This is a genomic window from Micavibrio aeruginosavorus ARL-13, from assembly GCF_000226315.1.
GTDB lineage: Bacteria > Pseudomonadota > Alphaproteobacteria > Micavibrionales > Micavibrionaceae > Micavibrio > Micavibrio aeruginosavorus_B.
Window position 1 is genome coordinate 421,045 of the sequence record NC_016026.1, and the last position, 13,176, is coordinate 434,220.

A 13,176-nucleotide genomic window follows, 5' to 3' on the forward strand; every position below is an offset into this window, starting at 1 on the left:
AAGGGGGGTGGTTAGGGCCCGTCCCAGAACGATGCGGGTAACTGGTCGGCATCCGGCATGTCCAGCCGGTGCAAAGCGCGCACTGCGCCGGTGGCGGCGATCTGGTGACGGAACCATGTTTCTTGCCGCTTGGCGTACTGGCGGGTTTCGTTGATGGATCGCTCAATCGCGATGTCGCGCGGCAACCGCCCACGCATCAGGGCGCGCAATGGGCGGAACCCAAGTGCGTTGGTAATCGGGGCTGTTTCGGCCACGGTACCCGCGTCAATCTGGTCCTGCAACTGCGCCACTTCGTCCATCACGCCGCGATCCATCATGTGATGAAAACGCAAAGCACACCGTTCGCGCAACCAATCGCGCGGCGGGGTCAGGGCGATGAAGTCAAACGTTAAATGCGCCGGTGGTGGCTCCGCCGGGGCGGATTGCCAATCGGCCAGACTTTTGCCTGTTGCCTCGATCACTTCCCAGGCGCGGGTGATACGTTGCGTGTCGTTCATGTGCAGGCGGGCGGCCATCACGGGGTCGCGTCGCGCCAGATCGGCCTGCAACGCGGCCAATCCTTCACTGCGGATAATCATAATGGCGCGGTTGCGCACGGCCACCGGAACATCCGGCATGGGCGACATCCCGTCGGTCAGGGCTTTCATATAAAACCCGGTACCGCCGACAATGACGGGGGTTTTGCCGTTTAATGCGGCCTTGGCAATTTCTTCCAATGCCATTTTACGCCAGATCTGGGCGCTGCAGATGTCCGATGGGGGCAGCGCGGCGTAGAGGCGGTGCGGGATGCCCGCTTGGTCGTCGCTATCCGGCTGCGCACTCAGGCGGGGCAGGGCGTCGTACACCTGCATGGAATCGGCATTGATGACAACGCCGTCCAGTTTTTGCGCAAGCGCAACGGCCAGCGCCGATTTGCCGCTGGCCGTGGGTCCGCCGATAATGACGATGCGCTGTTTATTCAACGGTCGTATCGTCCTTCTCTGCGTCGGTCGTTTCCTCGATCGGAGCGTCCTGCTTCGGGGTTTTCTCAACCCGGTCTTTTTTCTTTTCCGAGGTTACGGGCTTGCGGTCGAGATCCAGCGCTTCGAAGCGCGTGTTGCCCTCGCGGCTGATCAGCAACAGAATTTTTTTCCGTTTGCTGTCAATGGCGGCCTGGATCAGTGTGGCGGCATCGCGCGCGTCGCTGACGGGCTGCTGGTTGATCTCTATGACGACATCGCCAACCATGAAGCCTTTTTCCGCCGCCTCCGATCCGCGTTTAACGGCGCTGATGATCACGCCTGTCACATCGTTCGGAATGTTAAATTCCGTGCGGTGTTCACTGCTGATCGCGGAGAAGGTGAGGCCGACGGAATCCACCGTTACGCCCGATCCTTTTTTCTCTGGCGTTTCAACGCTGGGGTCATCGGAGAGCAGGCCGGTTTCTTCAGCCTTTTCCAACTCACCAACCATGACGGTGGTTTTGTTCATTTTGCCTTCGCGCCAGAACTCAACCTCAACATCCTTGCCGATTTCGGTTTCGGCGACGATGCGGGGCAGGCCACGCATGGCGGTGACATCCTTGCCATCGAATTTCAGGATAATGTCACCCTGTTTCAATCCTGCTTTTTCCGCCGGACCGGTCGGGGTCAGGCTGGCCACCAAGGCACCGCCGGTTTTGTCCAAACCCAGGCTTTCGGCAATGTCTTCGGTCACTTCCTGAATACGAACACCCATCCAGCCACGGCGGGTTTTGCCGTATTTGGCCAATTGGTCAATGACCGGGCGGGCAAGGTTCGACGGAATGGCAAAGCCAATACCGATGGACCCACCGGTTGGGGAATAAATGGCGGTGTTGATGCCAATCACTTCGCCGTTCAAATTGAACATCGGTCCGCCGGAATTGCCGCGGTTAATCGACGCATCGGTTTGAATGTAATCATCATACGGGCCCGATTGAATGTCGCGGGCGCGGGCGGAGATAATCCCCGTGGTCACCGTACCACCCAGACCAAACGGGTTGCCGATGGCGATGATCCAATCACCCACGCGCATTTGTCCGCTGTCGCCGAATTTCACGGCGGTCAGTTTTTTCGTTGTGGTGACTTTCAACAAGGCTAGATCGGTTTTTTCGTCCTTGCCCAGAACTTCGGCGGGCATGGTGGTGTCGTCATGCAGGGTCACACGCACTTCGTCCGCGTCCTGAATAACGTGGGCGTTGGTAACGACATACCCTTTTTCCGCATCGACGATAAAGCCGGAGCCGAGCGAGGCGGGCGGGGCCATCGGTGCACCATTTTCACCCTGTTGCTGGCCCATGAATTCTTCAAAGAAATCTTCGAACGGGGATCCGGGTGGGAAGTGCGGCATGTCGGGCATATCTTCAATCACCTGCACACGCTGGGTTGAAGAGATGTTCACGACAGCTGGAAGCAAGACTTCAACCTCATCCGCCAGGCTGGCTGGGCCGCTGAACGTCGGGGTCTTGACGCTGGGGTTGATCGCGCCGCTGGGGCCTGCTGCGAATGCGGCGGCCGACAGGGTCAGGCTGGTGCCCATCAGGGCGCAGAGTACGGCAAGACGAAGCGTGGTACGCATGGTCATCCTCATCGAAGGGGTGTGAAAAATCCTGCACTAAAATTAGGCGTTGCCGTGCGGCAGGTCAATGGCGAGGGTGGAAAGAGATTACCCCGCCAGCCCCCGGATTATCCATATCAGGCATAATCCGCTGATGGCCATAATCGCGCCGAACAGGCGCAGGCGTTGCACGGGCAACATGATGGCCATGGCCATCATGCGCCGGACCATATCGGGGAACAGGGCGTACATCAGCCCTTCGATCACAAAGATCAGGCAGAAAGCGGTCAGGATATAGGCCGCAAAATCCACGACGCTATAGCCTTATGGGGCGTTGTTAAAATAACGGAAGAACGCACCATCCGGGGACAGGATCAGCTGTGTCGCCGGATCGCCCAGCGTATTGCGGTACGCCTCCAGCGATCGGGTAAAGGCATAGAAATCCTTGTCCTTGTTAAATGCGGCGGCATAGGTCTTGATGGCGGTTTCATCGCCCTGACCACGCACGATCTGGGCATCCTTCTCCGCTTCGGCCAGAATGATGGCGCGTTCCTTGTCGGCTTTGGATCGGATCTGCTGGGCCAGCTCCTGACCCGTGGCGCGGGTTTCGGTGGCTTTTTCTTTCCGTTCGGTGATCATCCGGCTGACCGTCGATGTGCGCAGCGTGTCGGTCAAATCGGCCTTGGCGATGCGGAAATCGACAATCTCAACGCCGCGATCGGCCATGGCGGTGTTCACGCGGTCGCGAATTTCATTCATCACGGTCGATCGACGCGATGACAGCAAGGTGCGCAGGGTGGTTTGACCCAGAACGTCACGGGTTGCCCCCTCCATCACAGCGCGAATGCGCTGTTCGGCGACATCTTCGGTCACCATACGCTGCAGGAATAACAGCGGATCAACGATGCGATAGCGGGCGAACGCTTCAACATTGATGGGTTCACCGCTGACCTCGGTGGTCAGTTTTTCCAACGCTTCTTTCTGTTCGTCGGAAATCTCCAGATCCTCATCCTTCACGCGCAGCGGGCTGGATTTGTCGGAGGACAAGTTCATACGCTGGGTTTGCGGATCAACGCTCAGGATACGGTTGTCGAAATAACGCACGTTCTGGATCAGCGGCAGTTTGAAATGCAAACCAGCTTCGGAAATCACGCGTTTGGGTTCGCCAAACTGCAGAACAATCGCGTGTTCGGTTTCACGAACCGTGAACACGGACAGGGCTGCGCCCATTACGACGACAGCCAAGGCAATCAAAACACCGGCGTGGGAGGGTTTCATGGTCATTCTATCCTGTGATTACGGTGTAACGGTCGTTTTGGCGGGCGCGGCATCCGGCGTGGCATTACCAGCAGCGGGCGCAATCCGGTTCAGAGGCAGATACGGCACAACGCCGTCCGATCCATCCTTGTCCATGATGATTTTTTGCGCGTTTTTCAAAACAGATTCCATCGCTTCGATATACATACGCTCACGCGTGACATCTTTGCCCTCCAGATAGGCACGATAAACGGAGTTAAACCGTTCGGCGTCACCCTCGGCGCGGGCGATGGTGGATTGGCGGTAGCCTTCGGCTTCTTGCAACATGCGTTGCGCTTCACCGCGGGCTTTCGGAATGATGTCGTTGCGGTAGATATTGGCCTCGTTCTGGAAGCGTTCAGCATCCTGAATGGCGGCGACGACATCTTCAAAGGCGTCCAGTACGTCCGGATGAACGGTGGCTTCCTGAATAACGACCTGTTTGATCGAAATCCCGGACTCATATGCGTTCAGCGTGTCCTGCATAATTTTCTGGGCGCGGGTGGCCACTTCATTCCGGTTGCCGGTGATGATGGGCTGCAAATTGGTCTGGCCGACCACTTCACGCATCGCGCTTTCGGCGACTTTCTTCAACGTCGCATCCGGGTCCTTGATTTTGAACAGATAGTTCTCGGCATTTTCAATGTTCCACAGAACGACCAGGTCCAGATCGACGATGTTGGCATCGGCGGTCAGCATCAGGCTTTCCTCCGGAATGTCACGCTTGCCTGTGCCTTCGCGGCCCATCGCATCGACGAAGCCGATTTGCACACGGCGGTCAACGGTGACGTTCAGAACGGTGGATTCCTCAACCGGATAGGGCAGGCGATAGCCCAGGCCCGGTTCCGTTTGTGTGCGGTTCCATGCGCCAAAACGGGTGATGACCGCGTTTTCGCCGGGCGTGACGTAATAAAAGCCACTGCTCAGCCACAAGGCCGCTCCGGCCAAAAGGCCCAGAACGATGAATTTTGTCGGGCCGAAACCACCAGGCAAGGCCTGGCGCAGGTTGGCTTGTGCTTTTTTCAGCAATTCTTCCAGGTCCGGGGGAATTTCACCGCCGCCCATACCGCCACCGGGGCCGCGCCCCGATCCACCGCCCTGACCGCCGCCCCATGGGTTGCGCGGGCCGCCGCCACCGGATCCGCCTCCGCGGTTACCCCACGGATTTTTATTGGGATTATTGTTGTTCGGATCGTTCGGGCCGGGCATGGGCTGGTCCTTTTTTCTGAAAAATCTTGATGCGCTTTAAAAAGCCCTCTAACAATAGCTTTTTTCCGCGGGAAAGCAACCGCAACAGGTACTGAATACGGGTTTGCCATGATTCAGAAGAATATTCCGGAAAACGAAATTTTGAATGCGCTGCGCACCGTGATTGACCCGGCAACGGGCTTGGATCTGGTTGGCGCCAATCGCATTTCTGGATTACAGGTGCGCGGCGGCGACGTGCTGTTCCTGATCCTGATTGATCCGGTGCAGGCGGGCGCGATGGAAGCCGTGCGCATGCAGGCGGAAAAAACCGTCGCCGCCATTGCTGGGGTGAAGAAGGTGACGGCGGTGCTGACCGCCGAACGCGAAGGCCCCGCGCCATCGATGAAAAAGGGCCCGGCCCCCTTACGCGAAAAACTACCCATCAAACACATTGTTGCCGTGGCATCGGGCAAAGGCGGCGTGGGCAAATCCACTGTCGCCGTCAATCTGGCCGTCGCACTGGCGATGGATGGGTTGAAGGTCGGGTTGATGGATGCCGATATTTACGGCCCCAGCGTACCGATGATGCTGGGCCTGCAAAACGCGCCGCGCCCGGTGGTGGATGCCGATACGAAAAAACTGATCCCGCATATCGCGCACGGTGTGAAGGCCATGTCGATGGGCATGCTGGTCGATGCGTCATCGCCGATGATCTGGCGTGGCCCGATGATCCAATCCGCCATCCGCCAGTTTCTGGAAGATGTCGATTGGGCGGGCAGTGACGGCGAACTGGATGTTCTGGTCGTCGACATGCCGCCGGGCACGGGTGATGCGCAATTAACGTTGGCGCAGAAGGTGCCGCTGTCCGGTGCTGTGATTGTTTCGACGCCGCAGGATATCGCCTTGATCGATGCACGCAAGGGCATCGCCATGTTTGAAAAGGTGGGCGTGAAGGTTCTGGGGCTGGTCGAAAACATGTCCTATTTCTGCTGCCCCGGCTGCAACACCCGCACCGATATTTTCGGCCATGGCGGTGCGCGGGATGAAGCCGCAAAAATGAATGTGCCACTGCTGGCGGACATTCCGTTGCAGGCCGAGATTCGTATGTTATCGGATGCGGGAACGCCCGTTGTTTCCGCGCGACCTGGTCTGGCCGAAGCGCAAAGCTATCGTGCACTGGCGCGCGACGTTATGGCGTCAATTGCGCTCGAGCGTCAGGATGACACAAGACGGGTTACCGGGTAATTCGGTGCGGGCGGTTTCCGTCCATTCATCCATATTGATGGCCGGGAAAAACGCATCGCCCTCGGGCTCCAAATCCACGATGGTCAGATAGAGCCGTTGAATGCGCGGCATCGCGGCCTCATAAATCTGGCCGCCTCCAATCACGAACACTTCATCCACATTGCGGCGGTGCGCGTCATTGATGGCATCGTTAATGGCGGCATCGATGGTGAAGGCCATCATCGGCGGGTTTTTGCCGTCGCGGTGCGCGGCGGGAAAACGGTAATCACGGTTGGATGTGATGACAATGTTGGTGCGGCCCGGCAACGGGCGGCCCAAACTTTCATACGTCATGCGCCCCATAACAACCGGTTTGCCCGACGTCACGGATTTGAAATGATGCATGTCGCCGGGAATATGCCACGGCAACGCATTGTCGCGCCCGATCACGCGGTTTTTGGCCATGGCCGCGATGGCGCAGATAACGGGTTCGTTGCTCATGTGATTTTAAACCGCGATGGGGGCTTTGATGGAGGGGTGCGCTTGATAGCCGACCAGTTCGAAATCCTCAAATTTGAAATCAAAGATGTTCGTCACATGCGGGTTCATGTGCATTTCCGGCAAGGGGAAGGCCTCACGCGATAATTGCAGTTTCGCCTGTTCGATATGGTTGGAATACAAATGCGCATCGCCCAGCGTGTGAATAAATTCGCCGGGTTTCAGTCCGCACACCTGCGCGATCATCATGGTCAGCAGGGCGTAGGACGCAATGTTAAACGGAACGCCCAGGAAAATATCCGCGCTGCGTTGATACAGCTGGCAGGACAGTTTCCCATCCGCGACATAAAACTGGAACAGGCAATGGCACGGCGGCAACGCCATCTTGCCAATCTCCGCCACGTTCCAAGCGGATACGATCAGGCGGCGGGAATCCGGGTTGGTTTTGATCTGGTGGATCAGGTTTGAAATCTGGTCGATATGGTGACCATCAGGGGTGGGCCAGCTGCGCCACTGGTGGCCGTAAACGGGGCCCAGTTCGCCATTTTCATCGGCCCATTCATCCCAGATGGAAACGCCATTATCCTTCAGGTACTTGATATTGGTATCCCCCTGCAGGAACCAGAGCAATTCATGGATGATGGATTTTAAATGCAGTTTCTTCGTCGTGACCACGGGAAATCCCTCGGCCAGATCAAAACGCATCTGATGACCGAACACGCTGAGCGTTCCGGTGCCGGTGCGGTCTTCCTTTTTCGCGCCTGTTTCCAAAACGCGGGTCATCAAATCGTGGTATTGCTGCATGATTAAATCCTCGTCCTTTCAACATGGGGCATGAGGGGCAAAACGGCAAGGTTTTGCCCCATTTCCGCCCATGAAAGCTGGGGACTTTAGTATTTCAGGATGGCCGGGGGCATCATGTTCCGGTGCAGGTTGGACGGTTCCGGCAATTCATCAATGCTCCAGGCCAGATTCCAGTTTTTGTCCTGCTGGGTATAGGCCTCGACAAATTTGGACAGCAAAACGGTGTCACCGGCTTTGATATTCAGGGATGCGGGCAGGTCCAGCTCTGTCGTATCGCCTTGTTTCATATAGGGGTAGATAATATCGAATTCCATAAAATGTGGCGCCGCCTCGTTGGCGAGGCAGTTGAACGTGACGCGCAGCGTGTCGGCCTGGGTCGGGTGCGCGGTGACGGATTGGACGATAATCATGGAAAGACTCCGTTTGAATGGGGTGTGGCCGGGTTATAGGTTACCCGTAATGCAAATGCAAATCATTCTTATCTAATTGGTTTTGGGCGGTTTCTGGGAAATGATTGAAAAATCGCTGGTTTGCCTTATACTTATATGTGCCGGGTTCGCCCGGCTATGAGGCTAAACGCCGTTCGAAATAAGCGACGTGGACCCGGGGGCAGTGCCCGGCAGCTCCACCAAAGTCCGCAGTTACGAGCGAAGCGAGTGTTACGAGGACTTTGTCGCGCCGTAGCGGGTGAAACCCGCGGAGGCGGACAGAGATGAAGCCCGCCTCCGCCCCCAAGGGGCTACGGCGCGGCGCTCAAAATCCTCAGGCTCACTTCGTTCACCAGCGGATTTTGGCGGGGCTGAAACAGGATCGACACGCGTGGTAAAGGGATGGTTTGTCTTCGGCATTGTACCGCCGTTATCGGGCTATTTTATATTTGCAAACGACAACTTCGTCGTAGCGAATGACAACAGCCGTGAGGCTGCTGTCGCTATCGCTGCCTAATTTATTAGGCAGTTGTAGTGAGTAGCTGCAAATCAATCCCTGTCGTCTAGACAACGGCAGGTGGGGCCCGGGCCGAGCCTCGCAACAGAATCGGCCCACTTTTTCTTCTTCGTTTCGGGATCGGTAGAATTTTGATGTGGCGCGCATTTATCGCGCGCCACACGATCTTTCGCGTAAGGAGGTCATCATGACAGCACGAAAACAATCCAGCGGTAAAATCAACGATCTGCAAGCGCGTCGCCGTGCACCACTGACAACGCCGACCAGTTTGAATCCTCAAACGGTTGCCGAAATTGCGGGGGCGATGAACGCGCTTCTGGCCGATGTTTATACGCTCTATTTCAAAACCAAAAACTTCCACTGGCATATCAGCGGGCCGCATTTCCGTGAATATCATCTTCTGCTCGACGATCAGGCGGCAGAGATTTTGAATATGACGGATATCGTCGCGGAACGTGTCCGCAAGATTGGTGCGGGCACGCTGAAATCCCTGAACCAGATTGTTCAGCAACAGCGTCTGCTGGAAAACGAGGCCGATTTTGTCGATCCGCGCGATATGCTGGCCGAATTGCGCGATGATAATCTGACCCTGATCCAATCCATGCGCAATCTGCATGACCTGGTCGCCGAAAAAGAAGATGTGGCCGCCGCCAGTCTGATCGAAGTCTGGATTGATGAGGCGGAAAGACGGGTCTGGTTCCTGTTCGAAACGGGCCGGGCCGCATAACATAAGTACCCGGCCAGAAAACACCCCGCCCCCTATTCGGGCGAGGTGTTGATTTGGGGGATTTTGCAAACCCGGCCAATGGGTTATAAATAAACCCATGACACAGATATCCAAAAAATTATTGTCTCCTTCTCTCCTGATCTCAATCGCGGCCTGTTTGTGGGTTGTCGCGCTGGTGGCGTCGTTGGCGCTGGGTGGCGATGACATTTTGATGCGCATGGGCGCGGTGGGTGCGGCGGTTCTATCGGCGGGTCTGGTGCTGTATGCGGCGCGGCCTGTATCGTGGCCATCGGGCATCATCATGCCAGCGCTGGCACTCAGTGCGGTTTGGGTTGCGGCCTCTGTGCTGTGGTCCGATGCGCGGGCCATCACCATTATGATGATGCCGACCTTTTTGGTCTTTCCACTTTTGACCATCGCTGTGGCGGCGTTGCGGGGCGATAATCTGATCCGTTTTATCCGCGTGGCGGGTGCGGGTGGCTTTGCGGTGATTGCGGCGCTGTGCGTCTGGGCGCTGGTTCAGTATTACGCGTTACCGGATATGCTGGTCGCGGGGCAAGTGCGCGAACCCTTCGCCAACCCCAATGCCTATGCATCGTTTTTGAACTGCGCCATTTTTGCTGCGTTGGCTGTTGCCTTTGTTGCGGCGGGGCGCGTGCGGATAATGGCCTGGGGGCTAATCGCGCTGATCCTGATTGCACAGGCCACGATCAGCAGTCGTGGTGGTTTGTTCGTTCTGATCGGTGGTCTGGCCGTTTTGACGGTGTTGGAACCGCGTATGATGCGGGCCCATATCAAACCGCTGCTGGCCTGTATCGGGGCGGGCGTTCTGGGATTGCTCGCGACGCTGATTTTTGCACAGGATGGACAGGCCACGATGTTCAGCCGCATGGCGAACATAGCCGATCATCCCGATAATTTTATTCTGGGTCGCACCGCGATTTGGGATGCGGCGGTGGGCATTGTCGCGCGTTATCCCATTTTGGGAACGGGCTATGGCACGTTCTTCCTGCATTATCCGTATGTACGCACGCCGGTGGATGAATGGTCCGGTGGGTTTATGGCGCATAATGATTATCTGCAAATCCTGATCGAAACGGGCCCGGTGGGTGTCATTGTCATGGCGATCATTCTGGCCGCCGCCGTGATGATGATGGCGCGGGCGCGTAAGATTGGGGGCGGCGATATGCGTCGTGTTGTGGCATCGGTGTTGTTCTGTGGTATCGGTGCACTTGTCGCGCACGCGATCTTTGATTTCCCGTTTTATACGTTGCCAATCATGCTGGTCCTGCCGCTGATGATGGCGGTGTGGGTGGTTTGTGTATCGCCGTCTAACGTGCAGCGCCGTTCTGTATTGTTTGGGCATCGTTATGCCGATCTGGCTCTGGTTGTGGCCTTGGTCGCCGGGATGGGCGTATGGGCGCAAACGATGCTGGGCGAACGGGCGCTGGTGACGGCGGAACGCCTGTTCCAGCAGGATGATGTGAATGGCTTCGCCGCCAAGGTGAATGAAGGGCACAGCATCGGTATGGGCATGAATGATCGGTCCTATGCCATGGCGGCGCGCATCCCGATGGGCATTATCGTGGGCAAGGGATCGCGCATCAATGATGCGGAGAAGCAGGCGCTGGTGGCGCAGGCGGATAATCTGCTGACCGCGGCACAGCGCCACAACCCGTTCCGGCCCGGTCATTATATGCAACAGGCGGAGCTGGCCGTGATGGCCGGGGCGTATTGGCCATCATGGATGCCGGATGCAGAAGGATTATTGCGGCATGCGCTGATCATCGACCCGCGTTATTTGCCGGCGCGCACACGTCTGGCCGCGTATCTGGCCCAGAACAAGCGTGGTGACGAAGCGTACGAGGTTCTAAAGGCGGGCCTTGACCGCGTCTATCTGGACCGGGTGGGTGAGGCGATTGAATATTATGATGACGTTCTGGCCATGGCCGACAAACGCGGGGATGGGGATGACCCCCTGATCCAGCGCGGCCGGGCGGAACAAAAGCGGGCGCAGGCCATCCGAGCCCGGGCTATTCTTAAGGCGCAGGCCTGGCAGGGGGGCGAAAAAGCGGCGGAATAACTTGTCCACAGCATAGTGGGCGGGTTCCGGGGCGGGCGCTGGCCAGCCGAATCCCGATATGTCACAAAGGGGAGAAGGGGCGATTCGCCCCGCTTTGCCCTTTGGGGGTAAGGCTCGTTCCAGATTTTTCCGCCGACAGGCTTAGAGATTCAGTATGAAAGACGACGATATCCTGCGATATGACAGAATGGTCGAAGGTGCCCTGCGCGGCGTCGTGCGCCAGGCCATCCAAGAGGTTGTGGGCGAAGTGGCCGAAGATGGCCGCCTGCCGGGTGATCACCATTTCTATATTACATTCATGACCGACTACCCCGGTGTGAAGATTCCGGACTACCTGCGCGAACGCTATCCGGGCGAAATGACCATCGTCCTGCAATACCAGTTTTATGACCTGGGCATTATCGAAGATAAAAACGGTGGCCGTATTTCCGTGACCCTGTCGTTCAACAACGTTCCGGAGCGTCTGGAAATTCCGTTGGCGGCGATCAGCATTTTTGCCGATCCGTCGGTGAACTTTGCCCTGCAATTCCAGCCGCTGGGCGATGATGACGGCCCGGATCTGGACCCGAGCGAAGATTTTGACGATGACGACACGTCCAATCGTGGCGGCAATGGCGGTGAAAAAACCGGCGAAGTCGTATCGCTCGACAAATTCCGCAAGAAAGACACGTAAGGTCTGTCTCCATGGCTCTTGACCTCTCTTTGCTCTGGGACGATTCCATCGACCCGGCGGTTGAACCGCGCCGCATTTTGATTACGCGCGGCGAATTTATCGACCCCGCGCGGGATGACCGCAAGGTGCCATGGAAAATTTATTACCCCACCGATGATGCGGGCGAACAATTGCCCGTTGTGATCTGGTCCCACGGCCTGGGGGGCAGCCGCGATGGCGCGGGCTTTATCAGCCGTTTTGTATCGTCCCATGGCTACATCGTTGTGCATGTCCAGCACAGGGGAACGGATTCGTCGCTCTGGGAAGGACAGCCGGGACATCCGTGGGATGCCATTCGCCGCGCGACCATTACCCGCGAAACCGTATTGAACCGTTACCGCGATATTCCGTTCTTACTCGACCAGTTGATGATCTGGGCCAAGGATCATCCCGATATTGGCGCGCGCATGGATTTTTCACGCATCGGCATGTCGGGCCATTCGTTTGGCGGCGGTACGACGCAAATCATGGCCGGGCAAAAGTTAGACGAAGGCGATGGGTTATATGATATGCGCGAACCGCGCTTTACCGCCGGTATCGTCTACAGCCCGGTGCCCAGCTCGATCCGTTCCTTGGCTAGTCCAGCCAGCGGTGATGACCGTGCGGCGATTTACCGTGATATCGCCATTCCCCTGCTGATGATGACGGGGACGGCGGATGAAAGCCCGATTGAAGGGTTCGGGTATGATCGCCGAATGGAAGTGTTTGAACTGTCCGGTGGGCCGGATCAAAACCTGCTGATGCTCAATGGTGGCGATCACATGGTCTATAACGGCAGTCGTGGCCAGTTGGGTGACAACCCGTTGCGCGAACCGCATGAAACCATCATCAAAGTGGCCAGCCTGGCGTGGTGGGATGCCTATTTGAAGGGCGATCGCGTTGCCCATGAATGGCTGATTGGCGGCGGTCTGGCGCGCTGGATGGATGATCTGGGCACGCTGACGCATCGGCCTTAGCAGCTCATTCCCTCCCTCATCGTCATCCCCGCCTTGTGCGGGGATCAGGAAATGACCGGGAAAAACTGGGGTTTGTGGCCCCGGATCCGCGCACAAGGCGGGGATGACAGCGGTAAACACGGGGCTTTGCCATGATTTCACCCCATATTTTCGCTATCCTTTTTTAACTGAAAAAGCGATTCGGCGT

The 13,176-nt window shown here is 57.2% G+C and carries 13 protein-coding genes; 5 read left to right on the forward strand and 8 right to left on the reverse strand.

Translation table 11 applies throughout. The features are described 5' to 3' along the window. Positions 1–11: 11 nt before the first annotated feature. The 5 genes from miaA to hflK all read right to left on the reverse strand — a co-directional run bounded on the left by miaA (position 12) and on the right by hflK (position 5,061). Positions 12–962 (reverse strand): tRNA (adenosine(37)-N6)-dimethylallyltransferase MiaA, encoded by a 951-nt coding sequence (miaA, locus tag MICA_RS01830; protein ID WP_014101966.1) that lies wholly within the window; start codon positions 960–962, stop codon positions 12–14. Continuing rightward, complete coding sequence (locus MICA_RS01835) at positions 955–2,577, reverse strand: DegQ family serine endoprotease (protein ID WP_014101967.1); 1,623 nt, start codon at positions 2,575–2,577, stop codon at positions 955–957. The genes miaA and MICA_RS01835 overlap by 8 nt, the downstream gene beginning before the upstream one ends. 87 nt (positions 2,578–2,664) lie before the next feature. Then, positions 2,665–2,868: a DUF2065 domain-containing protein gene (locus MICA_RS01840; protein WP_014101968.1), complete on the reverse strand. Its 204-nt coding sequence runs from the start codon at positions 2,866–2,868 to the stop codon at positions 2,665–2,667. 12 nt (positions 2,869–2,880) lie between these two features. Next, positions 2,881–3,840 carry a protease modulator HflC gene (hflC, locus tag MICA_RS01845; protein ID WP_014101969.1) on the reverse strand — a complete coding sequence of 320 codons (960 nt, stop codon included), beginning with the start codon at positions 3,838–3,840 and terminating at the stop codon, positions 2,881–2,883. Between the two features lie 12 nt (positions 3,841–3,852). After that, positions 3,853–5,061, reverse strand: coding sequence for an FtsH protease activity modulator HflK (gene hflK, locus MICA_RS01850; protein WP_014101970.1), 1,209 nt, complete (start codon positions 5,059–5,061; stop codon positions 3,853–3,855). Positions 5,062–5,169: 108 nt separating this feature from the next. Here hflK and MICA_RS01855 point away from each other — a divergent pair, with 108 nt between their 5' ends. Next, on the forward strand, positions 5,170–6,285 hold the full coding sequence (locus MICA_RS01855; RefSeq protein ID WP_014101971.1) for an Mrp/NBP35 family ATP-binding protein: 1,116 nt from the start codon (positions 5,170–5,172) through the stop codon (positions 6,283–6,285). On the opposite strand, the gene MICA_RS01860 is transcribed toward MICA_RS01855, so the two are convergent. From MICA_RS01860 to MICA_RS01870, 3 genes are all read right to left on the reverse strand, one after another. Continuing rightward, positions 6,238–6,765, reverse strand: a complete 528-nt coding sequence (locus tag MICA_RS01860; RefSeq protein ID WP_014101972.1) for a dihydrofolate reductase — start codon at positions 6,763–6,765, stop codon at positions 6,238–6,240. The genes MICA_RS01855 and MICA_RS01860 overlap by 48 nt on opposite strands. 6 nt (positions 6,766–6,771) lie before the next feature. After that, on the reverse strand, positions 6,772–7,566 hold the full coding sequence (locus MICA_RS01865) for a thymidylate synthase (RefSeq protein ID WP_014101973.1): 795 nt from the start codon (positions 7,564–7,566) through the stop codon (positions 6,772–6,774). Positions 7,567–7,652: 86 nt separating this feature from the next. Next, positions 7,653–7,976 carry a hypothetical protein gene (locus tag MICA_RS01870; RefSeq protein WP_014101974.1) on the reverse strand — a complete coding sequence of 108 codons (324 nt, stop codon included), beginning with the start codon at positions 7,974–7,976 and terminating at the stop codon, positions 7,653–7,655. Between the two features lie 722 nt (positions 7,977–8,698). On the opposite strand from MICA_RS01870, the gene MICA_RS01875 reads away from it, so the two are divergent. The 4 genes from MICA_RS01875 (at position 8,699) to MICA_RS01890 (ending at position 12,989) form a co-directional block, all read left to right on the forward strand. Continuing rightward, on the forward strand, positions 8,699–9,238 hold the full coding sequence (locus tag MICA_RS01875; RefSeq protein WP_049782078.1) for a Dps family protein: 540 nt from the start codon (positions 8,699–8,701) through the stop codon (positions 9,236–9,238). Between the two features lie 97 nt (positions 9,239–9,335). Next, positions 9,336–11,321 carry an O-antigen ligase family protein gene (locus MICA_RS01880; RefSeq protein ID WP_014101978.1) on the forward strand — a complete coding sequence of 662 codons (1,986 nt, stop codon included), beginning with the start codon at positions 9,336–9,338 and terminating at the stop codon, positions 11,319–11,321. Positions 11,322–11,475: 154 nt separating this feature from the next. Continuing rightward, the gene (locus MICA_RS01885; RefSeq protein WP_014101979.1) at positions 11,476–11,994 is read left to right on the forward strand and encodes an SspB family protein; all 519 of its coding nucleotides are present in this window, start codon (positions 11,476–11,478) and stop codon (positions 11,992–11,994) included. An 11-nt stretch (positions 11,995–12,005) separates the two neighbouring features. Continuing rightward, positions 12,006–12,989, forward strand: a complete 984-nt coding sequence (locus MICA_RS01890) for an alpha/beta hydrolase family protein (RefSeq protein ID WP_014101980.1) — start codon at positions 12,006–12,008, stop codon at positions 12,987–12,989. Positions 12,990–13,176 lie beyond the last annotated feature (187 nt).